The sequence below is a fragment of the Streptomyces ruber genome (assembly GCF_014648075.1).
Taxonomy (GTDB): Bacteria; Actinomycetota; Actinomycetes; order Streptomycetales; family Streptomycetaceae; genus Streptomyces; species Streptomyces ruber.
The window spans coordinates 116,594-141,807 of record NZ_BMQK01000010.1 but is presented as its reverse complement, the minus strand read 5'-3'; the positions used below and the strand labels follow the sequence as shown (position 1 = coordinate 141,807).

At 73.8% G+C, this 25,214-nt stretch carries 22 protein-coding genes; 13 read left to right on the top strand and 9 right to left on the bottom strand.

The window, feature by feature from the left end:
- The first annotated feature begins 64 nt into the window (after nucleotides 1-64).
- From IEZ04_RS21600 to IEZ04_RS21580, 5 genes are read left to right on the top strand one after another with little or no spacing between them, the layout of a single operon-like run.
- Complete coding sequence (locus IEZ04_RS21600) at nucleotides 65-1,702, top strand: ABC transporter substrate-binding protein (protein ID WP_229821166.1); 1,638 nt, start codon at nucleotides 65-67, stop codon at nucleotides 1,700-1,702.
- Between the two features lie 5 nt (nucleotides 1,703-1,707).
- Nucleotides 1,708-2,664 carry an ABC transporter permease gene (locus tag IEZ04_RS21595; protein ID WP_189218581.1) on the top strand — a complete coding sequence of 319 codons (957 nt, stop codon included), beginning with the start codon at nucleotides 1,708-1,710 and terminating at the stop codon, nucleotides 2,662-2,664.
- A complete protein-coding gene (locus tag IEZ04_RS21590; RefSeq protein ID WP_189218580.1) occupies nucleotides 2,661-3,581 on the top strand; it encodes an ABC transporter permease in 921 nt (306 codons plus the stop codon). Before IEZ04_RS21595 ends, IEZ04_RS21590 begins: the two co-directional genes overlap by 4 nt.
- The gene (locus tag IEZ04_RS21585) at nucleotides 3,578-5,212 is read left to right on the top strand and encodes an ABC transporter ATP-binding protein (protein ID WP_189218579.1); all 1,635 of its coding nucleotides are present in this window, start codon (nucleotides 3,578-3,580) and stop codon (nucleotides 5,210-5,212) included. Before IEZ04_RS21590 ends, IEZ04_RS21585 begins: the two co-directional genes overlap by 4 nt.
- 50 nt (nucleotides 5,213-5,262) lie before the next feature.
- Nucleotides 5,263-6,393, top strand: a complete 1,131-nt coding sequence (locus IEZ04_RS21580; RefSeq protein WP_189218578.1) for a hypothetical protein — start codon at nucleotides 5,263-5,265, stop codon at nucleotides 6,391-6,393.
- Here IEZ04_RS21580 and IEZ04_RS21575 read toward each other — a convergent pair.
- A complete protein-coding gene (locus IEZ04_RS21575; RefSeq protein WP_189218577.1) occupies nucleotides 6,332-7,120 on the bottom strand; it encodes an N-acetyltransferase in 789 nt (262 codons plus the stop codon). The genes IEZ04_RS21580 and IEZ04_RS21575 overlap by 62 nt on opposite strands.
- Nucleotides 7,111-7,956, bottom strand: a complete 846-nt coding sequence (locus IEZ04_RS21570; RefSeq protein ID WP_189218576.1) for a class I SAM-dependent methyltransferase — start codon at nucleotides 7,954-7,956, stop codon at nucleotides 7,111-7,113. Before IEZ04_RS21570 ends, IEZ04_RS21575 begins: the two co-directional genes overlap by 10 nt.
- A 26-nt stretch (nucleotides 7,957-7,982) precedes the next feature.
- On the opposite strand from IEZ04_RS21570, the gene IEZ04_RS21565 reads away from it, so the two are divergent.
- Nucleotides 7,983-9,449 (top strand): N,N-dimethylformamidase beta subunit family domain-containing protein, encoded by a 1,467-nt coding sequence (locus tag IEZ04_RS21565; RefSeq protein ID WP_189218575.1) that lies wholly within the window; start codon nucleotides 7,983-7,985, stop codon nucleotides 9,447-9,449.
- Here the strand turns inward: IEZ04_RS21565 and IEZ04_RS21560 are convergent.
- Entirely contained in the window at nucleotides 9,433-10,155 is a 723-nt protein-coding gene (locus IEZ04_RS21560) for an HAD family hydrolase (protein ID WP_189218574.1), read from the bottom strand. The genes IEZ04_RS21565 and IEZ04_RS21560 overlap by 17 nt on opposite strands.
- A gap of 15 nt (nucleotides 10,156-10,170) precedes the next feature.
- Nucleotides 10,171-11,334 carry a serine/threonine protein kinase gene (locus IEZ04_RS21555; RefSeq protein WP_189218573.1) on the bottom strand — a complete coding sequence of 388 codons (1,164 nt, stop codon included), beginning with the start codon at nucleotides 11,332-11,334 and terminating at the stop codon, nucleotides 10,171-10,173.
- A gap of 237 nt (nucleotides 11,335-11,571) precedes the next feature.
- Here IEZ04_RS21555 and IEZ04_RS21550 point away from each other — a divergent pair, with 237 nt between their 5' ends.
- From IEZ04_RS21550 to IEZ04_RS21535, 4 genes are all read left to right on the top strand, one after another.
- Complete coding sequence (locus tag IEZ04_RS21550; protein ID WP_189218572.1) at nucleotides 11,572-12,864, top strand: extracellular solute-binding protein; 1,293 nt, start codon at nucleotides 11,572-11,574, stop codon at nucleotides 12,862-12,864.
- A gap of 73 nt (nucleotides 12,865-12,937) precedes the next feature.
- Nucleotides 12,938-13,903, top strand: coding sequence for a carbohydrate ABC transporter permease (locus tag IEZ04_RS21545; RefSeq protein ID WP_189218571.1), 966 nt, complete (start codon nucleotides 12,938-12,940; stop codon nucleotides 13,901-13,903).
- Nucleotides 13,900-14,736: a carbohydrate ABC transporter permease gene (locus IEZ04_RS21540; RefSeq protein ID WP_308429820.1), complete on the top strand. Its 837-nt coding sequence runs from the start codon at nucleotides 13,900-13,902 to the stop codon at nucleotides 14,734-14,736. The genes IEZ04_RS21545 and IEZ04_RS21540 overlap by 4 nt, the downstream gene beginning before the upstream one ends.
- A gap of 46 nt (nucleotides 14,737-14,782) precedes the next feature.
- Nucleotides 14,783-15,877, top strand: coding sequence for a radical SAM protein (locus IEZ04_RS21535; RefSeq protein ID WP_189218648.1), 1,095 nt, complete (start codon nucleotides 14,783-14,785; stop codon nucleotides 15,875-15,877).
- Here the strand turns inward: IEZ04_RS21535 and IEZ04_RS21530 are convergent.
- Genes IEZ04_RS21530 through IEZ04_RS21520 form a run of 3 tightly spaced genes read right to left on the bottom strand, consistent with a single transcriptional unit; the run spans nucleotide 15,874 to nucleotide 18,625 of the window.
- Complete coding sequence (locus tag IEZ04_RS21530) at nucleotides 15,874-16,893, bottom strand: GHMP family kinase ATP-binding protein (RefSeq protein WP_189218570.1); 1,020 nt, start codon at nucleotides 16,891-16,893, stop codon at nucleotides 15,874-15,876. The two genes, IEZ04_RS21535 and IEZ04_RS21530, sit on opposite strands and share 4 nt — an antisense overlap.
- Nucleotides 16,890-17,471, bottom strand: a complete 582-nt coding sequence (locus IEZ04_RS21525; protein WP_229821165.1) for an NUDIX domain-containing protein — start codon at nucleotides 17,469-17,471, stop codon at nucleotides 16,890-16,892. The genes IEZ04_RS21530 and IEZ04_RS21525 overlap by 4 nt, the downstream gene beginning before the upstream one ends.
- A complete protein-coding gene (locus IEZ04_RS21520) occupies nucleotides 17,468-18,625 on the bottom strand; it encodes an NAD-dependent epimerase/dehydratase family protein (RefSeq protein WP_189218569.1) in 1,158 nt (385 codons plus the stop codon). Before IEZ04_RS21520 ends, IEZ04_RS21525 begins: the two co-directional genes overlap by 4 nt.
- Nucleotides 18,626-18,829: 204 nt before the next feature.
- On the opposite strand from IEZ04_RS21520, the gene IEZ04_RS21515 reads away from it, so the two are divergent.
- From IEZ04_RS21515 to IEZ04_RS21505, 3 genes are all read left to right on the top strand, one after another.
- Complete coding sequence (locus tag IEZ04_RS21515; protein WP_189218568.1) at nucleotides 18,830-20,599, top strand: NAD-dependent epimerase/dehydratase family protein; 1,770 nt, start codon at nucleotides 18,830-18,832, stop codon at nucleotides 20,597-20,599.
- A gap of 36 nt (nucleotides 20,600-20,635) precedes the next feature.
- Nucleotides 20,636-21,463: a siderophore-interacting protein gene (locus IEZ04_RS21510; protein WP_189218567.1), complete on the top strand. Its 828-nt coding sequence runs from the start codon at nucleotides 20,636-20,638 to the stop codon at nucleotides 21,461-21,463.
- A 172-nt stretch (nucleotides 21,464-21,635) separates the two neighbouring features.
- Nucleotides 21,636-23,063 carry a Gfo/Idh/MocA family protein gene (locus tag IEZ04_RS21505; protein WP_189218566.1) on the top strand — a complete coding sequence of 476 codons (1,428 nt, stop codon included), beginning with the start codon at nucleotides 21,636-21,638 and terminating at the stop codon, nucleotides 23,061-23,063.
- A 52-nt stretch (nucleotides 23,064-23,115) separates the two neighbouring features.
- Here IEZ04_RS21505 and IEZ04_RS21500 read toward each other — a convergent pair whose 3' ends face one another.
- Together IEZ04_RS21500 and IEZ04_RS21495 are read right to left on the bottom strand one after the other, a co-directional pair.
- Complete coding sequence (locus tag IEZ04_RS21500; protein WP_189218565.1) at nucleotides 23,116-23,541, bottom strand: SRPBCC family protein; 426 nt, start codon at nucleotides 23,539-23,541, stop codon at nucleotides 23,116-23,118.
- Between the two features lie 111 nt (nucleotides 23,542-23,652).
- Nucleotides 23,653-25,098 carry an FAD-binding oxidoreductase gene (locus IEZ04_RS21495; protein ID WP_189218646.1) on the bottom strand — a complete coding sequence of 482 codons (1,446 nt, stop codon included), beginning with the start codon at nucleotides 25,096-25,098 and terminating at the stop codon, nucleotides 23,653-23,655.
- Nucleotides 25,099-25,214: the final 116 nt, after the last annotated feature.

The following is a 25,214-nucleotide window of genomic DNA, read 5'->3' as shown; positions in this document are numbered from 1 at the left end:
GGGGCTTCTGGGATAGCGTACGGGAAATCCTGGCGAAGGAGTCGTGCGCCGAATTGGAGCCCCCGTGAAGTTGTCGAAGTGCCTGAATATCGTGTCCGCCCTCCTGGCCGCCGCCGTCCTTACGGGATGCGTCCCCGTCCAGACCGTCACCCAGGCCGACCGCCGCGCCGACGCCTACGGCACACCGGTCGGGGACCAGCCGGTCCGCTCCGGCGGCCGGCTGACGATGGGGCTGTCCTCCGAACCGGACCGCCTCGACCCCACCACCTCCAGCTCCCTCTACACCCGCTACGTGATGAGCGCGGTCTGCGAGAAGCTGTACGACATCGACGCCGGGGGCCGCATCGTCCCCCAACTGGCCGCCGCCCTCCCGGACATCAGCGCCGACGGCCGCACCGTGACCATCCCGGTCCGCACCGGGATCACCTTCGCGGACGGCACCCCGTTCGACGCCGCCGCCGTCCGCACCAGCCTGGAGCGCCACCTCACCCTCCCCGCCTCGCAGCGCTCCTCCGAGATGGGCCCGGTCAGCAGTGTCGAGGCGCCCGACGCGCGTACGGTCGTGATCCGTCACGAGACGCCCTTCGCGCCCCTGACCGCCGCCCTCGCCGACCGCGCCGGCATGATCATGTCGCCGAAGGCGCTGGCCGCGGCGGGCGAGGACTTCGGCGACCACCCGGTGTGCGTCGGCCCGTTCAAGTTCGTCGAGCGCGTCCCCCAGACCTCCATCACGGTCACCCGTGACCCGCTCTACTACGACGCCGACGACGTCCGCCTCGACGGCATCACCTACCGGATCATGACGGACGCCAACATCCGCGCCGCCAACCTGCGGTCCGGTGACATCCAGGTCGCCGACGCCATCTCACCGCAGGACGTGGACGCCCTGCGGAAGGAGAAGGACCTCACCCTGCTCCAGTCCGGCTCGCTCGGCCACACCGGCGTCACCATCAACACCGGCAACGTCGACGGCGTGGGCGAGCCCACCGGGCGCATCGACACCCCCATCGCGAGCGACCGCAGGGTACGGGAGGCCTTCGCCGCCGCCGTGGACCGGAAGACCCTCGCCGACACGGCCTTCAACAACTGGTTCGAGACGGCCTGCTCACCGGTCGCCCCGCAGAGCACGTACGCCTCCGACGCGAGCGGTCACTGTCCCGCGTACGACCCCGCCCGCTCCCGCCGCCTCCTCGCCGAGGCGGGCGTGGACACCCCGTACCGCGTCACGATGCAGGTCGCCAACTCCCAGGACCAGCTCCGCTACGCGCAGGCCCTGCGGGCCAGCGTCGCCGAGGGCGGCTTCGACCTGCGCATCGTGCCCGTCGAGTACGCGACCCTCCTCGACATCCAGAAGCGCGGCACCTTCGAGGTGCTGCTGCTCGGCTGGTCCGGCCGCATCGACCCGGACGCCAACACCTCCCGCTTCCTGGCCACCGGCTCCTCGGCCAACTACGGCGGCTTCTCCTCGAAGGAGCTGGACGACCTGCTCGCCCGCGCCTCCCGCAGCACCGACGCCGCCGAACGCGGCGACCTGTACGGCCGGGCCGTCGAGGTGATCCAGCGCGAGAACCCCATCGTCTACACCTACCGCCAGCGCTACCTGACCGCCGTCTCCACCTCCGTGGCCGGCGTCCAGGTCTACTCCGACGGCGTCGTCCGGCTCGGCAGGGCCGCGTACCGCGCGTCCGGAACGGAGGACTGACCCGCATGCTCCGCTACCTGGGGAACCGGCTCTGGCAGTCGGCCCTCACCCTCCTGCTCGCCTCCGTCGTCGTCTTCGGCGGCGTCCGCGCGCTGCCCGGCGACCCGGCGACCACCATGGCGGGCGAGGAGGCCGACCCCGCCACCGTCGCGGCCGTCCGCGCCGAACTCGGCCTGGACCAGCCGCTGGTGGTGCAGTACGGGAAGTTCCTCACCAGCGCACTGACCGGGGACTTCGGCGACTCCGTGCGCACCGGTACGCCCGTCGCCGACCTGATCGGCGCCACCCTGCCGGTGACCGTCCAGCTCGCCCTGTACGCCATGGCCATAGCCGTCCTGCTCGGCACGACGGGCGGCGTGCTGGCCGCCGTCTTCCGCGGGCGCTGGCCGGAGTGGGCCGCGAACGCCTTCTCCCTCACCGCCCTGTCCGTGCCGACCTTCTGGCTCGGCATCCTCGCCGTCCTCTACCTGGCGGTGCACCTCGGCTGGTTCCCCGCCTCCGGTTACGTCTCCCCGCTCGACGACCCGCTGCGCGGCCTGCACCACCTCACCCTGCCCGCGCTGATCCTGGGGCTCGCGCACTCCGCCGTCGTCCAGCGCCAGACCCGGGGATCCATGGTCGGCACCCTCACCGCCGACTTCGTGCGCACCGCCCGCGCCAAGGGCCTCGGCGGGCGCGCGGTCGTCTTCCGGTACGGGCTGCGCAACAGCCTGGTCGTCGTCGTGACCGTCGTCGGCCTGGAACTGGGCGGCCTGATCGGCGGCGCCGTCGTCACCGAGCGGATCTTCACGCTGCCCGGCGTCGGCAAGCTCACCCTCGACGCGGTGTTCACCCGCGACTACCCGGTCGTCCAGGCCGTGGTCCTGGTGATCACCGGCGCCTACATCGTCATCAACCTGCTCGTCGACGTCCTCTACACGCTGATCGACCCGCGCATACGAGTCTCAGGGGGCACCCGATGACCACCGCGACGACACAAGAACCGCTCACCCCGGGCGGCACCACCACGGCCCCCGCCGTGCACGGCCGGTCGCGCGGCCGCGTCCCGCGCAGGCTGCTCCGCGACCCGATGGGCGTCGCCGGCGCCGTGCTCCTGCTGATCGTGCTGGTCGCCGGGGTGTTCGCCCCGTGGCTCGCGCCGTACCCGCCCACCGAGGTGCACTTCCGCACCCCGTTCCAGCAGCCCGCCACCGTCGGCTTCGCGCTGGGCACCGACGACCTCGGCCGCGACATCCTCTCCCGCGTGCTGCACGGCGCCCGCGCCTCGCTCCAGGTGGGCGCGCTGGCGGTGCTGCTGGCCGTGGCGGTCGGCGTGCCGCTCGGACTGCTCGCCGGGTACTGGCGGTGGCTGGACGCCCTGGTGTCCCGGCTCGCCGACCTGATGCTCGCCTTCCCGTTCCTGATCCTCGCCGTCGGCCTCGCCGCCATCAACGGCGGCGGCCTGGCCAACGCGGCCGTCGCCATCGGCATCGCCCACATCCCCGCCATGATCCGCGTCGTCCGCGCCGAGACGCTGCGGCTGGCCGACGCCGACTTCGTGCTCGCCGCACACGCCATGGACGCCGGGCCGGTCCGTGTCCTCGGCCGGCACGTCCTGCCCAACGCGCTGCCCGCGATCATCGTCCAGGCGACGGTCATCATGCCCGCGGCGGTGCTCGGCGAGGCGGTCCTCTCCTTCCTCGGCCTCGGCATCCAGCCGCCCGACCCGAGCCTCGGCATCATGCTCTCCGACGCCCAGAACTACCTGATGCGCACCCCGTGGCCCGGCGTCTTCCCCGGCATCGCGATCGCCCTGATCTGCCTGGGCTTCAACCTCTTCGGCGACGCCCTGCGCGACGCCCTCGACCCCCGCACGAAGCCTTCCGGAGGCCGCCGATGACGACGACGCCCGCACCCGCCGACGAGGCGGCCGGCCCGCTGCTGCACATCGAGAACCTGCACGTGGCCTTCGGCGGCAACCCCGCCGTACGCGGCGCCGACCTCACCGTCGCGCCGGGCGAACGCGTGGCCGTGGTCGGCCAGTCCGGCTCCGGCAAGTCGACCCTCGCCCACGCCGTCATGGGGCTGCTGCCCGGCTCCGCCCGCATCACGGACGGCACGATCCGGCTCGCCGGCGAGGACATCACGCACGCCCCCGAGAAGCGGCTGCGGGACCTGCGCGGGCGCGTGGTCGGCCTCGTTCCGCAGGACCCCATGACCAACCTCAACCCGGTCGCCAAGGTGGGCCGCCAGGTCGCCGAGACCCTCCGCACCCACGGCCTGGCCGACCGCCGCACGGCCGCCGCCCGCGCCGTGGAACTCCTCGCCCAGGCGGGCCTGCCCGAGCCGGAGCGGCGCGCCCGGCAGTACCCGCACGAACTCTCCGGCGGCCAGCGCCAGCGCGTACTGATCGCGATCGGCCTGGCCTGCCGCCCGCACCTGCTGATCGCGGACGAGCCGACCTCGGCGCTGGACGTGACGGTCCAGCAGCAGATCCTCGACCACCTCCAGACCCTCACCGACGAACTGGGCACCGCCCTCCTGCTCATCACCCACGACCTGGGCCTGGCCGCCGAACGGGCCGACCGGGTCCTGGTGATGTCACAGGGCGAGGTGGCCGAGTCCGGGCCCGCCCGCCGGGTCCTCACCGACCCCGCCCACGAGTACACCCGCCGGCTGGTGGCGGCGGCCCCGTCCCTCCGCGCCGAGTTCCGCCCCCGCACGCCCGCCCCGGCCGCGGAGCCCCTCCTCCAGGTCGAGGGGGTGACCAAGGAGTACCGGCTCAAGCGGGGCGCCGCCCCCTTCAAGGCGGTGGACGGCGTCTCGTTCACGGTGGCCAGGGGCCGTACCACCGCGGTGGTGGGCGAGTCCGGCTCGGGCAAGACGACGACGGCCCGCATGGTCCTGGGCCTGCTCCCGCCGACCGGCGGCGCCATCACCCTGGACGGCACACCGGTCGCGGGTCCCGGGGCGGTCCGGGGCTCCGGCCGCCGGGCGGTCCGCCGCGCCATGCAGCCGGTCTTCCAGGACCCGTACGCCTCCCTGGACCCGATGTTCACGGTCGAGCAACTCATCGCCGAACCCCTGACGGTCTTCGGCGTGGGCGACGCGGCCGCACGGCGCTCCCGGGTGACGGACCTCCTGGACCAGGTGGCCCTCCCCGCCGACACGGCTCACCGCCACCCGAACGAGCTCTCCGGTGGGCAGCGGCAGCGCGTCGCCATCGCCCGGGCCCTGGCGCTCTCCCCGTCCCTGGTCGTCTGCGACGAGCCCGTCTCCGCCCTCGACGTCCTCGTCCAGCAGCAGGTCCTCACCCTCCTCCGCACCCTGCAGGACGACCTGGGCGTCAGTTACCTCTTCATCTCCCACGACCTCGCCGTGGTCCGGGAGGTCGCCCACGAGGTGGTCGTGATGAAGGAGGGGCGGGTGGTCGAGCAGGGGGCGGTGGAGAAGGTGCTCGGCGCACCGGAACACCCTTACACGCGGAAGTTGTCGGGTGCCGTTCCGGGAGCGACGGTGGGAGTGTCGTAGGGGGGCGCACACGATGGCCGTACCGGTGTCCGCAGAGAAGGAGCGCCGCGATGACCGTACGCGTCAGTTCGACCGTCATGACCCATCCGCTGCGCAGGAGGCAGGCCGAGGCGCTGGCGGCCCGGCTCGGCCTCGGCGGCCTGTCGGTGGACCCGGACCCGGACGCCGCCCCCTCGGTGCTGCGGACGGCGCTGGTGGCCTGGGCCGCCGTGCCGTCCTGGGCCACCCACCACCTCGTGGTCCAGGACGACGTGGCCGCGCCCGAGGGCCTGCTCGGCCTCGTGACCGACTGTGCGGCCCGGTTCCCGGACGAGGTCCTGGTCTTCTACACGAACTGGCACGCACGCAACGGCGCCCTGTCCCGGCTCGCCGCGCTGGCGGGGGCCGGCTGGGCGCGGGCCGTACCGGAGGAGTTCACGCCGACGCTGGCGGTCTGTCTGCCGGCCGGCCGGGCGGCCGCGTTCCGGCGGTACGCCCGGGGCCGCCGTTCGGAACGCCACGACGACGAGGTCATGGCCGCCTTCCTCCGCCGGGAGGGCCGGGCGGCCCTGCTGGCCGTCCCGGGCGTCGTGGAGCACATCGGCACCAGCAGCATCAACGGGCACACCACCCAGGGCGTCCGGCGGGCCGCCTGCCCGGCGGACCTGGCGGACGCCCGCCCGCTGCTCCGCCACGGGTGGGTGCTGGAGGAGTGGGGCTGGCTGCCGCACCTGCGCGACGGAGTGGGCTGCGTGCGGCCGGCCGGGCAGGAGCACGCCCCCGATCCGCGGCGCCCGCACGGCTGGCGGGAGGCGCTGCCCGGCACCGGCCTCACCGAGGCGCAGGTGCGCGGCGCGGCGCGGCGCCACCGCCCGGCGGCTGCCGCGGCCGAGGTCGGGCGGCTGTTCGGACAGGACTTCGCCGCCGAGCTGTGGACCCACTGCCTGCTGCTGGGCCGGCGGGCCGCGGACGTCACCCGGCCGTACGCGGCGGGCGAGGCGGCCGGGGCCGAGCGGGTCCACCAGCGGCTGCGGGCCGCCGCCCTGTCCACCGTGGGGCCCGCGGGCCTGCCGCCCGAGCGGCGCCCCGAGGTGGGCCCGGCTCAGGCGGAACTGCTGGCGGCGTACGCCGGGAGCGCGGTCAGCCGCGCGCTTCCGGCGCCCGGTCCGGCCCACGTCCCCCGTCGCGCACGTCGTGCGTGACCCAGACGGCCGGCTCCCAGTAGGAACCCCGGTCCCGGCCGTGGTCGATGTGCACGGTGGCGAGCCCGCCGGGGAAGACGTACGCCCCGTCGTCGGGGAACGCCATGCCGGTCCACGCCTCCCAGTCGGCCACCGTGCCGGTGATCCGTGACGAGCGCGCGACCGCGGCCGCGACGACGCCGCCGCAGCCCACCTGGACGCGGACCCACGGGTCGAAGGGGGAGCCGTCGGCCCGGGTCCACGTCGCGTACCGCTCGATGGGAACGAGGGGGTACCGGTCCTTGCGGGTGGGACGGACCGGCACGATCACGTGCGACAGACCGCCGGCGCGCGCCAGTGCCGTCATCTGGCGCAGGAGCACACGGGAGAGCCCCCTGCCCTGGTGCGCGCGGGGGATCTCGATGCCGAGGGCGCACAGCGCGTCCGGCGGGGTCCCGGCGTCGTGCGCGCGGAAGGCCCGCGCCATCGAGTCGTCGAGTCCGGCGCCCAGGCCCCCGGGCGTGCCGTCCCAGGGGCGCGGGACGGAGCGGCCCGCGCCGAGGATGTCGTCCGCCTCCTCGTCGTACAGGGCGAACTGGTGGTCCGGGAACTCCTCGAACAGCCGTGTCCAGTAAGCGCTGTTGACGTCGCCGTGCAGGTTGTACTCCGGTACCACCCCGGCGAACACCTCGGGCACGCGGTCCCACAGCGCGGGCCGTTCGGAGTGGCGCACCACGGTCACGGACATGCGGCCTCCCACACGATCACGAGCGGTACGCCGTCCCACGCGGCACGCGCGGCGTCGGCGACGTACTCCTCGTAACCCCCGGGCGCCAGCCGCCCGTTGAAGACGGGCTCGTGGCAGGCCCGTACGGTCAGTCCGGCCGCGGCGAAGGCGTCGACGTACCGGCCGGGCAGGTGCACGTGGTTGCGCACGAACGCCAGCCGGCCGGGGCCGTCCGCGAAGAGGCACTGGCCCTGCAGCAGGACCACGAAGGGGTGCATGTCCGAGACGACGACCCGGCCGCCCGGGCGGACGACCCGCGCCAGTTCGCCGATGGGCGGCGACAGGTCGGGCAGATGGGTCAGCGCGAGGGAGCAGACGGCGAGGTCGACGGAGTCGTCGTCGAGCGGCAGCTCCTCCAGCCGGCCCTCGCGGTACTCGGCGTCGGGGGCGTTCCGGCGGGCGTGCGCGAGCATCTCGGGGGACTGGTCCACGCCGACGGTGCGGTGGCCGCGTGCGGTCAGGGCCGCCGTCTGCCGTCCCGTGCCGCAGGCCGCGTCGAGGGCGGTGCCCACCGGTCCCCGGTCGAGCAGCGCGTGCACGACCGGCTCCTCGACCTCGATGAAGGCGCTCGGCAGGGAGTCGTAACCGGCGGACCACGCCGCGTACCCGTCCCGCGGACCGACCTCGCGCACGGCCGCCCCTTCGTCGGGCAGCGCTCCGCCCCGCCCCGAGGCGAACTCACGGATCTCGGCCACCCTCTCCGTCAGGAACTTCCCCTCCCCGTGCAGGGCGTGCCGCAGCAGTGCCAGGCCCTCGATGCCCAGGACCAGTTCCCGCACCCGGAATTCACCGTTCATCGGTCACCTCGTGGAGAGTGGACTGCGTGATAGAGGGATATCTGGGCCGGGAGAGCGTCACGGCGGGCCGGGTACTGACCCTGCACGTCTCGACCGACGCCCCCGCTTTCCGCGTGCGTTTCCACCGGCTGGGCCGGGAGCTGACCTTCATGGCCCGGACACCGCCGTTTCCCGGAGTTCCCGGCTCCGCGCCACCGCACCCCGACGGTGTCGCCGCCCACGCGTCGCCCGCCGTGGACTGGAACTGGCCCGCGTACGAGGTACGGATTCCGCGGGACTGGCCGCCGGGGGTGTATCTCGCGCACCTCGTCGAATGCGGAGGCCGTCGCACCGAACCGGTACCGCTGCTGGACGCGGCCGGCATCGAGGGGTACGAACGGGAGTTCTTCGTCGTCAGGCCGCGGGACCCCGGCCGGCGGGCCCGCATCCTGTACAAGAAGTCGACGTTCACACGGCACGCCTACAACCGGTCCGACCGAGCGGACCTGGAGCGGGCCAGCAGCCTGTACGACCACCCCGTCCACCAGGAGGCGCGGGACGGACAGCGCGCGGGCCACCGGCTGAGCATGCACCGGCCGGGCGGTGTCATCGACCTCGCGTACTGGGACGCGCCGTTCATCGCCTGGCTGGAGCGGAACGGATACGACGTCGAGTACTGCACCGACCTCGACCTGCACGCCGACCCGGGCCTGCTCGATCCGTACCACCTGCTGCTCAGCGTCGGCCACGACGAGTACTGGAGCGCGGCGATGCGCGCCCACGTGGCCGCCTTCGTGCGCGGCGGCGGGAACGTGGCCTTCCTCAGCGCGAACACCTGCTGGTGGCGGATCCACCTCACCGACGGCGACACCGCGTTCGTCTCGGACACCGACCACCGGGTGGGGGAGACGTACCCCCATCTGCCCGCGACCGACCTGTGGTGGCCGGCCCCGCCCGACGGCGTCGGCGAACCCGAGAACACCCTGACCGGAGTGAGCTTCAGGAACGGCGGCATGTGGCCCGGGCCCTGGCCGGGGGACCGGCCGCTGGGCGGGTACACGGTGCAGCACGCCGGCCACTGGGTCTACGAGGGCACCGGCCTGCGCGACGGGACGCACGGCGGCACCCCGGACGCCCTCGGCGCCGGGACGCCGCTCGTCGGGTACGAGTGCGACGGCGCCGCCTTCGCCCGTGACGCCGCGGGCACGGCGTACGCCACCGGCGTGGACGGCACCCCGGAGTCCTTCCTCATCCTCGGCCTCCACTTCCTGGAACCGGTGCACGAGGACCTCCACCACCCGCTGCCGGGACACTGGAACTGCCCGGCCCGCGAACCGGCCGTCACCAGCCCCCGCGCCGCCACCATGGGCATCCACACGGCGGGCGGCACCGTGTTCACGGCCGGTACGACCGACTGGCCGGTGGTGTGCGGCCGGGAGCTGGACGCCGGGGTCGTCCGCGTGACCCGCAACGTGCTCGACCGGCTCGCGCACCGCACTACAGCAGACCGGTGAGGGCCCGCAGCGTCGCGATCCGTACGACGCCCTCCGGCAGGGGCGGGGCCGGGCCGTCGACGGCGCGGTCGGGACGCCGCAGGTGCGCGGCCCGCATCCCCGCGCGCACGGGGCCGGCCACGTCCGTCTCCCACATGTCGCCCACGAACAGCGCCTGTTCCGGCCGCAGCCCGCAGCGGTCCAGCACCGTCCGGTAGATCCGGGGGTGGGGCTTGCGCGCCCCGGCGCGGGCCGAGCCGACCACCACGTCCACCGCACCGGCCAGACCGACCCGCCCGACGACGTCCTCCAGGTCCCAGAACCAGTTGGAGCACACGGCCACCACCAGACCCCGCCCGCGCAGCGCGCCGAGGGCGTCGGGCACGTCCTCGAAGAGCGCCAGGCGGAGGTCCTTGGACACCCGGTCCAGCTCCACGGCGACACCGTTAACCTCCTCCTCCGGAACACCGCAGGCCCGCGCCCGGCGCCGGAGCCGGTCCAGCTCCCAGGCCCGGTACGCCCGCTCGCTGCCGGAGTGGGCGAGGTGCAGCGCGCCGTCCGGCGGACCGGCGGCCCACTGGTCGCCCCACCGTGCGGCGGCCTCGGTGAGGCCCCGGCGGAGGAGGACCGACCGGTGGCTGGGCGGCCAGGGCGGCACCATCCGCACGAGCGTGCCGTAGAAGTCGAGGACCACGCCCCGGACGCCGTCCGGACACCGTGGCGTCATGCCGCCCGGCCCTCCTCAGTAACGCCCGTGACGGCGGGGGAAGTAGTCCTCCAGCGTGCCCTCGCGTTCGATGTCGACGGTGGCACAGTGCAGGCCGCCGCCGAACGGTCCCACCGCGCGGAACGGCACGGGCACCACCTCGAACCCGAGGGAGACGAGCTGGTCGGCGAGCCTGACCTCCTTCTCCTCGACGCACAGGGTGCGCGGGTCCAGGTTGAGCACGTTCCCCGCCAGCCAGGGACTGCAGTACGACAGCTTCGGCGGGTGGTCCCAGCTGGCGGGCTGCACCGCCTCGACGATCTCCCAGTCGTTCCGCCGGAAGAACTCCATCAGCTCGGCGTCGGCGAGCCGTTCACCGCAGTGCAGCACCAGGCCGGGCCGCAGCGGCACCCAGGTGGCGTCGATGTGCAGGGGGTGGGTGTTGGTCGAGGTCACCGCGTGCACCCGGTGTTCCGGGAAGTGGCGCTTCAGCCACCGGTGACCGCTGCGGTTGGTGACGAACGACAGCTGGACGAAGAGGTCCCTGCCGAAGCGGGCGACATCGGCCGCGTCGAACAGCGGCTCGGCCTCGGTCAGCACGAGGTCGTGGGCGCGCACGCGCGCGAGCTGCTCCTCGGTGCTCAGCGTGGGATAGGTGTCCCAGAAGCCGGCGTGGTAACTGGCGTCCGTGAGGCGCGGTTTGGGCGCCGCCTCCCAGCGCATGTCCTCGTCCGCGTCGAACAGCGCCTGCAGGACCGGCCGGTAGCACAGGTACTCGAACCACCGGCTGCGGTACGACATGGTGGCTTCGAGGATCTCGTTGCCGACCGTGAGGAGCAGGTCCCGGGGCGGCATGCAGCCCGACATCGAGGGGTGCGTCCAGTCGGGTGTCGCCACCTCCCGGGTGAAGTCCAGGGGCGTCGGGCGGTCGACCCGGATGCCCCGTCCGCGCAGCAGCTCGGCGAAGTCGTCCAGTTGCGCGTCCGCCTCGGCGGTCATGCCGGCCGGCATGGGGCCGTACGTCCCGAGGGGGAAACCGTCGTCGGGGAAGTCCCGCCGCACCGCGGGCTCGGGCGCCTGGACCACCGTCCCGGTCGCCCGGCCCACGATGACGTGCCGCAGCGGGTCCCAGCCGTTCCACGCATTCACCTTCACGGGCCGCGCGCCGGATTCCGCAGCCGTCTTCCCGTTCCTGGCCATGCGGCCACACCCTTCGCTGGGGGATGCGGGCCATCCGGGCGAGCGTGGGGCGGCGGGACGGCGCCGTCAAGGGGCGCCGCCGGTGCGTCGCATTCGTTCGCGTCAATTCCCCGGCCGTCCCGCTGGCCGAAAGGAATACTTACGGATGGTCGCTCTTCCCGCCGCCCGGTAGCCGTCTGGTACAGAGGTAAGGAACTCTGTTCCAGACGGTCCGTTCGCCGTGGACGGAGGGCGACCATGGTGGAGCTTCTGCCACGTTTCTCCGCGGCCCTCGGAGTGGTCGTCCTGCTGGCGGTGACGGCCGCCTGCGGCCCGGGCGGCCGGGGGGACGGACGCGCGGGAGCGGACGGTCTGACGGTCTGGCTCACCGTGGACGCGCGGGAGAGCTGGCCCGGTCTGGTGGAGTCGGCCGACGCGCGTTTCGCCGAGCGGTTCCCCGGCACCGAGGTGCGGATCCAGTACCAGCAGTGGGGCAGCAAGAACCAGAAACTGGACGCCGCGCTCGCGGGCGACGACGCGCCCGACGTGGTGGAGATGGGGAACAGTGAAGTCACCAACTACATCGTCAACGGCGCTTTCGCTCCCCTGGACCCGCGCGCGTTCGACCGCTCCGGGGAGTGGCTCGACGCGCTCGCGGCGCCCTGCCGGGCGGACGGCAGGACGTACTGCGTCCCCTACTACGCGGGCGCCCGGGTGGGCATCTACCGCACGGACCTGCTGGAGAAGGCCGGCAGCGACCACGCGCCCCGCAGCTACCCCGAACTGATCGCCGACCTGGACCGGCTGAAGAAGGAGTTCGGCACCGCGGACAAGCGTTTCTCCGCCCTCTACCTGCCGGGCCGCGACTGGTACACGGCGATGGCCTTCGTGAAGGACGCGGGCGGCGAGCTCGCGGCCGAGCGGAACGGCCGCTGGCACGGCACGCTGTCCTCGCCCCGCTCCGTCGCCGGTCTGAAGACCTGGAAGCACCTGGTCGACACCTACTACGTGGACGACCGTTCCAAGGACAACGCCGACCAGCCCGCGGTGGCGGGCCAGGGCCGCGCGGGCATGTTCTACGGCAACACGTGGGAGGCCGAGGCGGCCACCGATCCCCGGTCCGGCGGCAATCCCGCCCTCCGCGGCCGCTTCGGCACCTTCGTCTTCCCCGGGCCGTCGGGCCGGCCGCTGCCCCCGTTCCTCGGCGGCTCCACGCTCGCCGTCCCCGTCAGGTCCCGCCGGCAGGAGCTGGCGGCCCAGTGGATCGCCGTCTTCACCGACCGCGTCTCGCAGCGGCGGCTCATCGCCGCCGACACCCTGCCCAACAACACCGTCCAGCTGCGCGACGTCCCGGCGGACGGCATCAACGGCCCGGCCGCGCGGGCCGCCGGACGGGGCTGGGTCACCCCGCCCGCCCCCGGCTGGGCGGCCGTGGAGAAGACCGGTGTCCTCCAGGAGATGCTCCAGGACATCGCGCTCGGGAAGCAGCCGGTGGACCGGGCCGCCCGGGACGCGGACCGCAGGATCGACGCCGTGATCCAGCGGAACTGACAGCCGCGCCCGGCACCGGGCGGCCCCGCACGCCGTACGCGCGGGAGTGGACCGAACCGAGGGAGTCGCCGCCATGGACACCGCACCCGCGCGGGACAGCGCACCGCCGCGGACCACGGCCGCGGACGCGCGGCGCGGCGCACCCGCGTCCCGGCGGCCGGTCCTGCCCTACCTGCTGATCGCCCCCACCGTGCTCGCCCTCGCCGTCGTGCTCGGCTACCCGCTCGCCGGTCTCCTCCTGCTGTCCTTCCAGGACATGACCCGCAGGGAGCTGTTCAGCGGCGCCGCACCGCCCTGGGCGGGTGCGGACAACTACCGGACCGTCCTCACCGACGGGTTCTTCTGGGAGGTCCTCGCCCGCACCCTGCTGTTCACGCTCGTCTGCGTGGGCGTCACCATGGCGCTGGCCGTGCCCGTCGCCCTGCTGATGCGCCGGGTGGACCCGTGGCTGCGGGCGGTCATGGCCGGGGTGCTGGTGGCGGTGTGGGCCATGCCGGTCATGGTGGCGGCGTCCGTCTTCCGCTGGCTGTCCGACGCGGACGACGGCGTCCTCAACTGGCTCCTCGGCCTGCTGCCCGGGGTGGACCTCGACAAGCACAACTGGTTCTACGACCCCTGGCAGGGCTTCGCCGTCATCGCGGGCGTCGTCGTGTGGGGCGCGCTGCCGTTCGCCGTCCTCACCCTGGAGGCGGCGCTCACCCAGGTGCCCCGGGAACTGGCGGAGGCTGCCGTGCTGGACGGCGCGAACGCCCGCCAGCTGTTCCGGCACGTCACCCTCCCCGTGATCAGGCCGGCCCTGGTGCTGGTGACGGCCCTGCTCGCGATCGGATGCACCGGCGTGTTCAACGAGATATGGCTGCTGCGCGGCGGCCGGCCCGAGTCCGACTACTACCTGCTCGGCGTCTACTCGTTCATCGAGTCCTTCGCCGTCAACCGCTACAGCACCGGGGCGGCCATCTCCGTGATCACGGTACTGCTGCTGCTGGGCGGCGCGGTGGTGTACGTACGGCGGCTCCGCGCCCTCGGGGAGATCGAGTGACCGCCGCGCGGCCCGTCCGCGGGCGCCGCACGGCCCACGCGCTCGGGCTGCTCTTCAGCGCGGTGATGGCCTTCCCCGTGTACTGGATGCTCCTCACCGCCTTCCGCCCGGCCACGGAGATCCACCGCAGCCCCCCGGCCCTCTGGCCCGGACACCTCACCCTGGAACACTTCCGCCGGGCCGTCGAGACGCCGGCCTTCTGGTCCAGCGTCCGCGCCAGCGCCCTCGTGGGCGCCGGCACCGTGGTGCTCGCCCTGCTCATCGGCACCCTCGCCGCGTATGCCGTCGCGCGGTTCTCCTTCACCGGCCGCAGGGTCTTCGTGGTCACGGTGCTGTGCGTCCAGATGCTCCCCCTCGTCGGCCTGATCATCCCGGTGTACCTGCTGCTCAGCGACGTCGGCCTCACGGACAGCCTGACCGGTGTGATCCTCACCTACCTGGTCTTCACCCTGCCGTTCACGGTCTGGCTGCTGCGGAGCTTCGTCGCCGGGATCCCGGTGGAGCTGGAGGAGGCGGCGATGGTCGACGGGTGCACCCGGCTCGGCGCCTTCCGGCGGGTCGGCCTCCCCCTCCTCGCCCCCGGCCTGGTGGCCACCTCCCTGTACGCCCTGGTGCAGGCGTGGAACGAGTACGTCCTCGCCTACGTACTGCTGTCCAGCAACGACAAGCAGACGCTCAGCGTCTGGCTCGTGTCCTTCCAGACCGGTTTCGGCACCGACTACGGCGGCCTGATGGCGGGGGCCACGCTCACCGCGCTGCCCGTCGTGGTCTTCTTCGTCCTCGTCCAGCGCAAGGTGGCCGCGGGGCTCGCGGCCGGAGCCGTGAAGGGGTGATCACCCGGACCGGACACGTCGTCCTCGTACGATGCAGGAGGTCACTGTGGTGCACGACCGTATGGATCTGGTGTCCAAGCTGTACCAGCCCTCGGGATGGCCGAGGGTGCTCGAAGCGGCCTCGGGAACGCCCTCCGGCGGCCCCCTGGTGGTGGACCTCGACCCCACCACCTTCTGCGACCTGGCCTGCCCCGAGTGCATCAGCGGCAAGCTGCTGAACCAGGGGCGGTTCACGCCGGAGCGGCTGGCCGGGCTCGCCGCGGAACTGGTGGACATGTCCGTCCGGGGCGTGGTGCTCATCGGCGGCGGCGAGCCGCTGGCCCACCGGGGCACCCGCACGGTGCTGCGCGTCCTGGGCGAGGCGGGCATCGCCATCGGCGTCGTCAGCAACGGCACCCTGATCAGGGAGAGCCTCGAGGAGCTGGCGGAGTACGCCACGTGGGTGCGCGTCTCCGTGGACGCCGCCACCAGCGAGACGTACCGGCTCTTCCGGCCCGACCGCAGGGGCCGCAGCGTCTTCGACAAGGTCATCGGGAACATGCGCCTGCTGGCCGAGGCGAAACGGGGCGCCCTCGGCTACTCCTTCCTGGTGATGACGCGGCAGGAACCCGACGGCCGCGTCCTGAGCAACCACCACGAGGTGCTGCGGGGCGCGGAACTGGCCCGCGACATCGGCTGCGACTACTTCGAGACCAAGGCCATGTTCGACGACCGGCACCACATCGTGCAGGTGCCGGAGACGGTCCTGGCCTCGGTCGACGCCCAGCTGCGCGAGGCGGCCCGGTGGGCGGACGACACCTTCGAGATCGTGGACTCCTCGACGCTGACGGCGCTGCGCTCCCACGTCGGCCCCGTCCAGCCGAAGGAGTACCACCGCTGCCGGGTGGCGGAACTGCGCACCCTGGTGACCCCCTCCGGGGTGTACGTCTGCGCGTACCACCGGGGCGACCCGGCCGCCCGGCTCGGTGACGCGGTGACCGACGGGCTGGCGGACATCTGGCGCACCTCGGACCGGGGCATCGTCGACCCGAGCCGGGACTGCCCCTTCCACTGCGCGCGCCACCCCTCCAACCTGGCCCTGCACCGGATCGGCCCGGACACGGCGGCGCCGTCCGAAGACGACTACGACCCCTTCATCTAGCGCTCCGGCGGGCGGGGCGGCGCGCCACCGGAGTACGAGCCGGCCGGTTCCGGCACGGCCGTCTCCGGGGCGGGGCCCGTGGCCGCCCGGGTGAGGATCACCCGGGCGCCGGGGAAGTCGGAGCGGAGGGCGAGCCGCAGCCTCCGGGCGAGCTCGTGCCGTCCGGCCGCCGGGCACACGCCGACCAGCGCGCCGCCCCCGCCCGCGCCGCTCAGTTTCAGGGGCAGGCCGACGGAGCGCAGGGCCCGCTCCCGCAGCGCCTCTAGCAGGGGAGTGGACATGCCCTGCAGGTCCCGCATGGCGGCGTGGGCCCGGCTCATCGCGGCACGCAGCGCCGGCAGGTCGTGCGCGCACAGGGCCTGCCACACCGCCGCCGACGCCGCGTCGGCCCGTACCCGGTACGCGGCCGGCCGCGGATCGCCGGCGGCCACCCGCGCGCGTAGGGCGCGGATGTGGCCGCGGGTGTCCTTCCGCGTGGCCGAGTCGACCACCACGACGCACCAGTCACGGGGGAACACCCGCCGCTCCAGGACACCCGGCAGCCCCACGGGGCGTCCCCGCAGCAGCAGCGCCTCGCCCGCGAGGACGGCGAGCTGGTCCATACCGCCGCCGTGGAAGCGGGCGAACTCGAACTCGTAAGCCCACTGTGCGAGGGTGTGCGCCGGAACGCCCGGCGCCGGGACGCACGCGTCGGTGAACGCCCGGAACAGCCCCACGATCAGGGCCGTCGAGGACGACAGGCCGCTCGCGGCGGGGACGTCGCTGCGCACCGTCACGGCGGGCGGCGTCACGGCGAGGCCGGGCAGCCGCCCGCGCAGGAAGGCCCAGACGGCGGCGGGCCAGTCACCCGGGGCGGCGGCGCCGTCCGGGCGCCGGGCGGCGGGCGGCGGGACCGTCACGGTGGTCGTCAGGTCCAGCGCGACACCGACCGACCGTCCCCCCAGCCAGTCCAGGTCCTCGCCCGACAGGCAGGCCCGGCAGGGCACGACCGCACGGACGCCCCCCGTGGCGCTCACCTCGCCTGGAACCGTCCGGTGGCGCGGTACTCCCGGAACATCGCGAGGACCGCGGAGGTGGGCGGGTGCAGCGGCCGGGGCGGGTCGTCGATGCCGTGGAAGGCCGCCCGCACCACCTCGTCCCGGTCCGGGGAGAGCTCCCCGGACCAGCGGCCGGCCGTGAAGCACAGGGCGAAGCAGTGGGTGACGTCCCCGTTGGGGTAGGTGAGCGTGTGGACGCCGGGGTCCGAGAGGGAACCGAACGCGGTCAGGTCGGCGCGGTCGACCCGCAGCCCGGTCTCCTCCGCGAGCTCCCGCACCGCCGCGTCGGCGAAGTCACCGTCCTCCTCGCACGCACCGGCGGGCAGTTCCCACACCCCCGAGTCGGCCCGCTGCTGGAAGAGGACGCGGCCTTCGTCGTCCCGCAGCAGCACCTGGGCACCCGGGACGAGCAGCAGCCGGCTGCCCACGACCCGGCGCAGCGACCAGACGTACGACCCGACGTAACCCACCTGCACCTCACCCTTCGCGGCACGAGCCCCGTCGTACGGCACCGGGGCCGCCCGCGGCACCGGCCCGCCCGCGGCCCAGGCTGTCACGCGGCGGACTCGGCCAGCCAGCTCGGCAGGGCCCGCGGCGTGGCGGCCAGCCAGCGCACGTACTGCGTCACGCCCTCACGGACCCCGATGCGCGGTGTCCACCGCAGGAGTTCCCGGGACCGGTCCGTCGCGGCGTAGCCGCCGAGCGGGTCGCCCTCGGGGCGGTCGCCGGTGATGCAGCGGGCCTCGGGGAAGTGCGCGGCGACGAGTCCGGCCACCTCCCGCACCGAGGTCGGCGTGCCGGTACCGACGTTGACGGTCCGGCCGGCCATCCGCTCCTCGACCAGCGCCAGGGCGGTCGCGGCGGCCACGTCGTCCACGTGCACCAGGTCACGGACCTGGACGCCACCGCCGTTCAGCCGCATCGGCCGGCCGAGCCGGGCCTGCATGGACAGCCAGGCCACCATCCACGAATGGCTGCCGGGCTTGGGTACCTGCGGGGCGCCGTACACCGAGAAGTACCGCAGCACGGCGTGCTCGGGTCCGCCCGGCCCGCCCAGCAGCAGCCGGGTCTGGTGCTCCGCCCAGAGCTTGGAGTTGGCGTACACGGACAACGGGCGCAGCGGCTGGTCCTCGTGGAACTCCTGCGGGCCCTCCGCGCCCGGGCGGCCGTCGCCGTACACCGCCGCCGAGGACGCGAACACCAGCCGCCGGACCCGGGAGGCGGCGGTCTCCTCCAGTACCACCTGCGTGCCCTGGAGGTTGGACCGGAAGGCCTCGCCGGGCCTCCTGGTGCACGCGGCCACGTCGGCGCACGCCGCCAGGTGCACCACGTAGTCCGCGCCGCCGAGGAGCCGGCGCACCACGTCGCGCTCGCAGACGTCGTCCACCACCAGGTCCGCGCCGAGCCGGTCGACCCCGAACAGGGTGTGTGCCGCCTCCGGGTACGCGTCCATCCGGTCCAGGACGGTGACCGCGGCCCCGGCGCGGCACAGCAGCGCCGTGAGCCGGCTGCCGACGAGGCCGCCGCCCCCGGTGACCACGACCCGGGCGTCGCGCAGTTCCGCCAGCCGGCGATCGGTCTCCGCGCGGGGATCGGCGTGCGCGGAACGGGAATGCGAAAGGGGATCCGAAGGGAAATCCGAAAGAAGATCCGAGGGAAAGGCCGTCCTGTCGTCGGGTTCGACGCCGACGAGATGCGGGGCCTCAGACATGGGTTCCTCCCCGTGTTCGTGCGAACACCCGCGCCCGGGGACCAGCATGTCGACGGCGGCGCGACGGCACCAGAGCCTTTTTCCGGCGGTCTTGCGGCACGGACACGGCCGCCGTACTGTCCGGTTCCGCACGAGGCCGTCATTGCCCGGACAACCCGACTCCGCGGAGGTCCTGTGTTCCGTCATCGGCTGAGCGGCGCCGTGATGACCCATCCGAAACGCCTCCGGGCCGCGGAGGAACTGGCGGCGGGCGCGCCCGAGGGGGCGCTGCGGGTCGTCATGGACCCGGACCCCGCCGGACGGCCGTCCGTCCTGCGTACCGCGCTGGCGGCATGGTCGGCCGTCGAGGAGGGCGCCACCCATCACCTGGTCGTCCAGGACGACATGAGGCTGTCCGGGACGTTCTTCGAGCGGGTGCTGGAGGCGATCGGGGAAATGCCCGATGCGGCATTGGCGCTGTTCGCCCTGTGGGACTCCCGTAATGGCGCGGCGGTTCGTCTCGGCGCGCTGAGCGGAGCGCGCTGGGTGGGTGCCGTCAACGAGTATTTCCCCTGCGTCGCCATTGTTCTTCCGCGTCATGTCGCCGCCGGATTCGTGGAATACGGAAGGCGCCGGCTCGACGGCTGGCCCGACGACATTCTGATGTACCGCTATCTGAGCGACCGGGGAGTTCCGGCCTATGTCTCGGTCCCCAGTCTCGCCGAGCACGAGGACCACGGGAGCATCTCGGGCAACGGGTTCCGCGGGCCGCGCCGTTCGGTGTGTTTCCTCTCCTCGGACCCGCCCGGCCGGGAGGACGCCAGGCTGACGGGCCTGCGGGTGGTCCCGTTCTTCAAACACGGTGTCGCCCAGTGCGCCGTCCGCCACCCGGGGCCCGGACCACGCCGCTGGCTGCACCTCGACTGCGAGCGGTACCTCGACGGGGAGGGCGTACGCGCCGGAAGCGGCCGACCGGCCATCGTGCGATTGGCCGAAGCCGCGGAACCCGGTGCCGCCCGGGGGACCTGGCTGACCGCCTTCACCATGGGCCTCGTGCACGAGCGTGAGGCGCGGCTCCGCGGCTCCCCGTACGCGGACGGCGCCGCTCCGCCCGACCCGGCGGTGCTCGCCGAATGCCTGGCGACGGTGGGGCCCGGCGGCATCAGCCACACCTGTACCGAGGAGCGGATCGCGCAGCGCCGTGCGGAACTGGCCCGGATCGCCCACGCGGGGGTCGAAGCGGGCCGGGAAGCGGCCGTCCGCCGGCGCGCGGGCCGCCGTCCCCGGTCCCGCCGCGTCGGGGTGCTGCACGGTGCGACGCCCCTCGGGGAACATCTCGTGCGGGGCCTGACGGACCGCGGACACCGGGTCACCGCCCTCGGCGGCCCGGTACCCCGCGTGCCCGCGGGACTCGACGCCGTGGTCGACCTGGGAGGCCTCGTGGGCCGTACGACGGGCGGTGGTCCGGCCGTGCGCATCCGGGACGGCGCCGACGGCGTACCGCGGACCGCCGGCGGCGCCCGCACCCTGTACGTCGGTGACGTGTACGGCCCCGGCTGTCCGCGTGACTCGCGCATCGGCCGCATGGTCTGGGAGGCGCTGCGCGGCCGCCCGCTGGTCCTCGGGGACCGGCCCGCCGGGCCGGTGCGTCCGCTGCACGTGAACGACCTCGCGGACGCCGTGTCACAGGTGTTGCGGACACCGCCCCGGGAGCGCGCCCTGTTCCTCGGCTCCGCGCCCCGCACGCCCGCCGAACTGGCGGAGGCGGTACGGAAGGCCGTCCGGCCGGTACCCGTCGAGGCCGGGCGGGCACCGGCGGCGTCCCCCGGGCCCGTGGTCCCGGAACCGGCCGCGCCCCCGCTGCCCGGCTGGCGCCCCGCCACCGGGCTGCTCTTCGGCCTGCACACGTTCGCCCAGTGGCTGGCGTACGAAGGCGTCCGGCTGGCTCCGGACGACGGGGACGAGGGAGGCATGTCAGGGAGTTCAGGGGGGTAGGTTAGCCTCGCCTTACTGAGGCGTTATCTTTCTCCCATGGCGAAGAATCACCGGCTCATGCCGCAGGACCCGCGCATGTTCCGCGCCGAGGTCCTGCGCACCGGACGTGTCTCTCCCTCCATACAGCGCCTCACCGTCACCGGGGCGGAGCTCGCCGACTTCCCGTGGCGGGGCTACGACCACTGGTTCCGGCTGTTCCTGCGGCTGCCCCACCAACGTCGCCTGCGGCTTCCCGAGTTCACCGGGTCCCGCTGGTGGCATCCCTTCCTGGCCATCCCCGACGGGGAGCGGCCGCACTGCGCGAACTACACGGTCGCCGACTTCCGCCCGGAGGCGGCGGAGATGGACATCGACTTCGTCGTGCACCGCGGGCCCACGGGCGAGCTCGAGGGCAGGGCCGCGATCTGGGCGTGCCGTGCCCGCCCCGGTGACCTGCTCGCCGTGCTGGACCAGGGCATCCTGTTCGACTGCCCCCAGGACGCCTCCGAGGTCCTGGTCGTGGCCGACGAGACCGGTCTCCCGGCCACCGCCGGCATCATGCGCTCCCTGCCGCGCGGCACGGTGGGCCGGCTCATCCAGGAGGTGCCCACGGCCGACGACCGGCGCGACCTCGACGCACCGCCCGGTGTGAGCGTCACCTGGGTCGTGCGCGAGGACAGGGACTCCGTCCCCGGCGTCGCGGCGCTGCGCGAGCTGCGTCGGCACACCCGTGCCGACGCGTCCGGTTACGCCTTCGTCGTCGGGGAGTCCACCCTGGCCACGGAGGGACGCCGGCACCTGAACCGGATAGGCCTGGCGAAGGACCGCATCACCTTCTCCGGCTTCTGGAAGCACGAGAGGCACGAAGCCCTGCAGCCCGCCTGACCCGGGAACACGGCCCGCCGTCCGCCGCCCGCTCCCCGCCCATCGCCCGGAAACCTGCGCAATGTTGATCGGAACGGCGACATAATGAACAAGTATTGACATGCGTATGACAGTGCGCGCAGAGTCGAGGACCGACAGTGCCGTCGGCCGTCCATCGAGGAGCGTCGCCGCCATGTCCGAACTCCCCGCCGTCTCACGCCGTTCGCTCCTGGGCGGAGCCGTCGCCTCCGGGGCGCTGGCGGCCGGTGCCGCCGGGCCGGCGGGCGCCGCGCCGGCGGCGGCCGGACGGGTGCCGCGCCGCGAACCGGGCCAGAGGCCGATGACCGGTGTGCCGTTCGACGTCCACAGGACCGTCCGCGTCGGTGTGATCGGACTCGGCAACCGGGGCATGGGCATGCTCACCGGCTGGGCGGCCGTGCCGGGCTGCACGGTGACGGCCGTGTGCGACGTCCGCGCCGACCGCGCCCGGCGCGCCGCCGACCTGCTGGTCGGCAAGGGCGCGCCCCGGCCGCGCGAGTTCGGCGGCTCCGCCGGCTCCTACCGGCGGATGCTGCGGCACGACGACATCGACCTGGTGTACGTCGCCACGCCCTGGGAGTTCCACCACCGGCACGGCCGGGCGGCGCTGCTGAGCGGCCGGCACGCCATGGTGGAACTCCCCGTCGCGACCGAGCTGCGCGAACTGTGGGACCTCGTCGACACCTCCGAGCGCACCCGCAGGCACCTGATGCTCGCCGAGAACTGCTCCTACGGCCGCAACGAGCTGGCGATGCTGCGGATGGCACACGCCGGCCTGTTCGGCGACCTCACCGACGGCCACGGCGGCTACCTCCACGACCTGCGCGAACTGCTCTTCTCCGACACGTACTACACCGACTCCTGGCGCAGGCTCTGGCACACCCGCAGCACGGCGTCGCTCTACCCCATGCACGGGCTGGCGCCGATCGCGGCGGCCATGGACATCAACCGCGGCGACCGGCTGACCACCCTGCGCGCCACCGCGACCGCCCCCAGAGGACTGGCCGACTACCGGGAGCGCTTCGTCCCCGGGGACCATACCTCGTGGCGGGAGACCTACATCAACGGCGACCTCGTCACCTGTCTGATCGAGACGGCGAAGGGCCGCACCATCCGCGCGGAGCACGACGTGAGCGCGCCCCGGCCCTACAGCCGGATCAACACCCTCGCCGGCAGCCGGGGCATCGTCGAGGACTACGCGGGCACCGGGCCGACCGGCGCCCGCGTCTACCTCGAACCCGACCACACCGGGCACACCTGGCACGACTTCGGCCGCTACCGCCAGGAGCACGACCACTGGCTGTGGCGGAAGGTCGGCGACGACGCGGCGGGCAACGGCGGCCACGGCGGCATGGACTACGTCCTGCAATGGCGTACGGTCCAGTCGATGCGCGCCGGGCTGGTACCGGACATCGACGTCTACGACTCGGCGACGTGGTGCGCTCCGGTCCCGTTGAGCGCCGCGTCCCTCGCCGCGGGCGGCCGGCCGGTCGAGGTGCCCGACTTCACCCGGGGCGACTGGCGCGAGCACAGGCCCGGGCTCGACTCGCCGGGCACCGAGATGCCGCCGCCCGCCGGATGACGCCGGACGCCCGACACGGTCGGCTCAGGACGCCGTCATCAGGACGCCGTGATCAGGACGCCGCGGTCTTCTCCGCCAGCTTCTGGAACTCGCCGAGGTCGTAGTTGGCGAGCGTCGAGTCCAGGTTGGTGAGCGCGCCGAGGCGCTCGACGAAGCCCTTGGGGTCGTACTCGATCTGCAGCGTCACCCGGCTCGCCGTGTCGCTCAGCCGGTGGAAGGTGACCACACCCGCGTGGTCGACGCCCTCCACGGTGCGCCAGGCGATGCGGTTCTCCGGGACGACCTCGGTGAGCTCGGCGACGAAGTTCTTGTCCGCGCCCGGCAGTTGCAGCTGCCAGGCGAAGCGCCGGTCGTCCATCCTCTCCACCAGGCGCACGTGGCTCAGGAAGGACGGCCAGCGCGTCACATCGCTCCAGAGGTTCCAGGCGACGGCCACGGGCGCCTCGATGTCGACGGTCTCCACGAGGGATGCGGACACGTGGTACCCCTTTCCTAACGTTTCCCGGTCCTCTCCGACCGGTGGTGGAAAGCGGATACCCCCGCCTCGACGGCGCACACGGCGCACACGGTGCGCTCGTGTCCGGCGTCGTCACACGGAAGCGGTGTCCGTCCCGGCGGCACCCCCGTCGCCGCGTCCGCCCACGACCTTGCCCGGGTTGAACAGCCAGAGCGGGTCGAGGGTGTCCTTGACGGCCCGCTGCACCGCGCAGACCGCGGGTCCGAGTTCACGCTCCATGCCGGCGCGCTTGAGCAGACCGACACCGTGCTCGCCGGTCACCGTGCCCCCCAGCGCGACGGCCTCGACCAGCAGCTCCTCGAACGCCGCCTGGGCGGCCACCCGGGCCTCCTCGTCGCCGGGCGGTGTGATCAGCAGCGGGTGCAGGTTGCCGTCACCGGCGTGCGCGATGGTGGCGATCCGTACGCCGTGCCGCCGGCCGATCTCCTCTGTGCGGGCGAGCATGGCGGGCACCGCGGAACGCGGCACGCACACGTCCTCGGTGAGGACCGGACCGAGCCGTTCGAGCGCCGGGTACGCCAGCCGCCGCGCCTCGAACAGCGCCTCCGCCTCGGCCGCGTCGGTGGACCGCTCCGCCCACACCGCGCCGGCCTCGGCGAACACCTCGGCCACCGCGGCGGCCTCGTCCTCCCCGGCCTGCCCGGGCGCGTCCAGGCGCGCCAGGAGCAGCGCGGCGGTGCCGGCCTCGATGCCGAGGTGCTTCCAGTTCTCCACCGCTTCGAGGCACGCCCGGTCGAGCAGTTCCAGGGCGACGGGGGTGAGGCCGCGCCGGGTGCACAGGGCGACGGCCTCTCCGGCGGCCACCAGGCTGTCGAAGGCGCCGACGACCGTGTGCGGGGTGGTGCGCGGGGCGGGCCGCAGCCGCAGGGTGATCTCGGTGACCACGCCGAGCGTGCCCTCGGCGCCGACCACCAGCCCCGTCAGGTCGTACCCGCTGACCCCCTTGGTCGTGCGCCGGCCGACCCGGACGGCCGTGCCGTACGGGCCCGCGGGGCCGCCCATCACGACCTCCAGGCCGAGCACGTAGTCGCGGGTGACGCCGTACTTCAGGCAGCACAGGCCGCCCGCGTTCGTCGACACGTTGCCGCCGATGGTCGACCAGGGGGCGCTGGCCGGGTCCGGCGGGTACCACAGGCCGTGCTCGGCGACCGCGGCCTTGAGGTCGTTGTTGACCACACCGGGCTGGACGACGGCGGTCAGGTTCTCGGTGTCGATCTCCAGGACGCGGTTCATCCTGGAGAGGTCCAGGACGAGGCAGCCGTCGATGGCGTTGGCGCCGCCGGACAGGCCGGTGCCGGCGCCGCGGGGCACCACGGGAACGCCGAGCGCGGCGCACGCGCGGACGGCGGCCTGCACCTCCGCGGTGGACGTGGCGCGCAGCGCGGCGAGCGCGCGGCCGGCCGGGGCCCACTCGGCGTCGTCGGCGCCGAGGGCGGCCAGAACGTCGGGATCGGTGATCAGCGTGCTGTCCGGAAGCGCTGCGGCCAGGGCTTCCCGGGTGTCGGCGGCGGTCGTGATGGCGTCCCTCCTTCTTCCTCCCCGAGACTAACTGTCCGGTATGCGGGCGGACAGGTGGGTGCAGCGCACCCAGGATTCACCCGTCCTGGCACCCGGCCCGCGAGCCGCCGAGACTC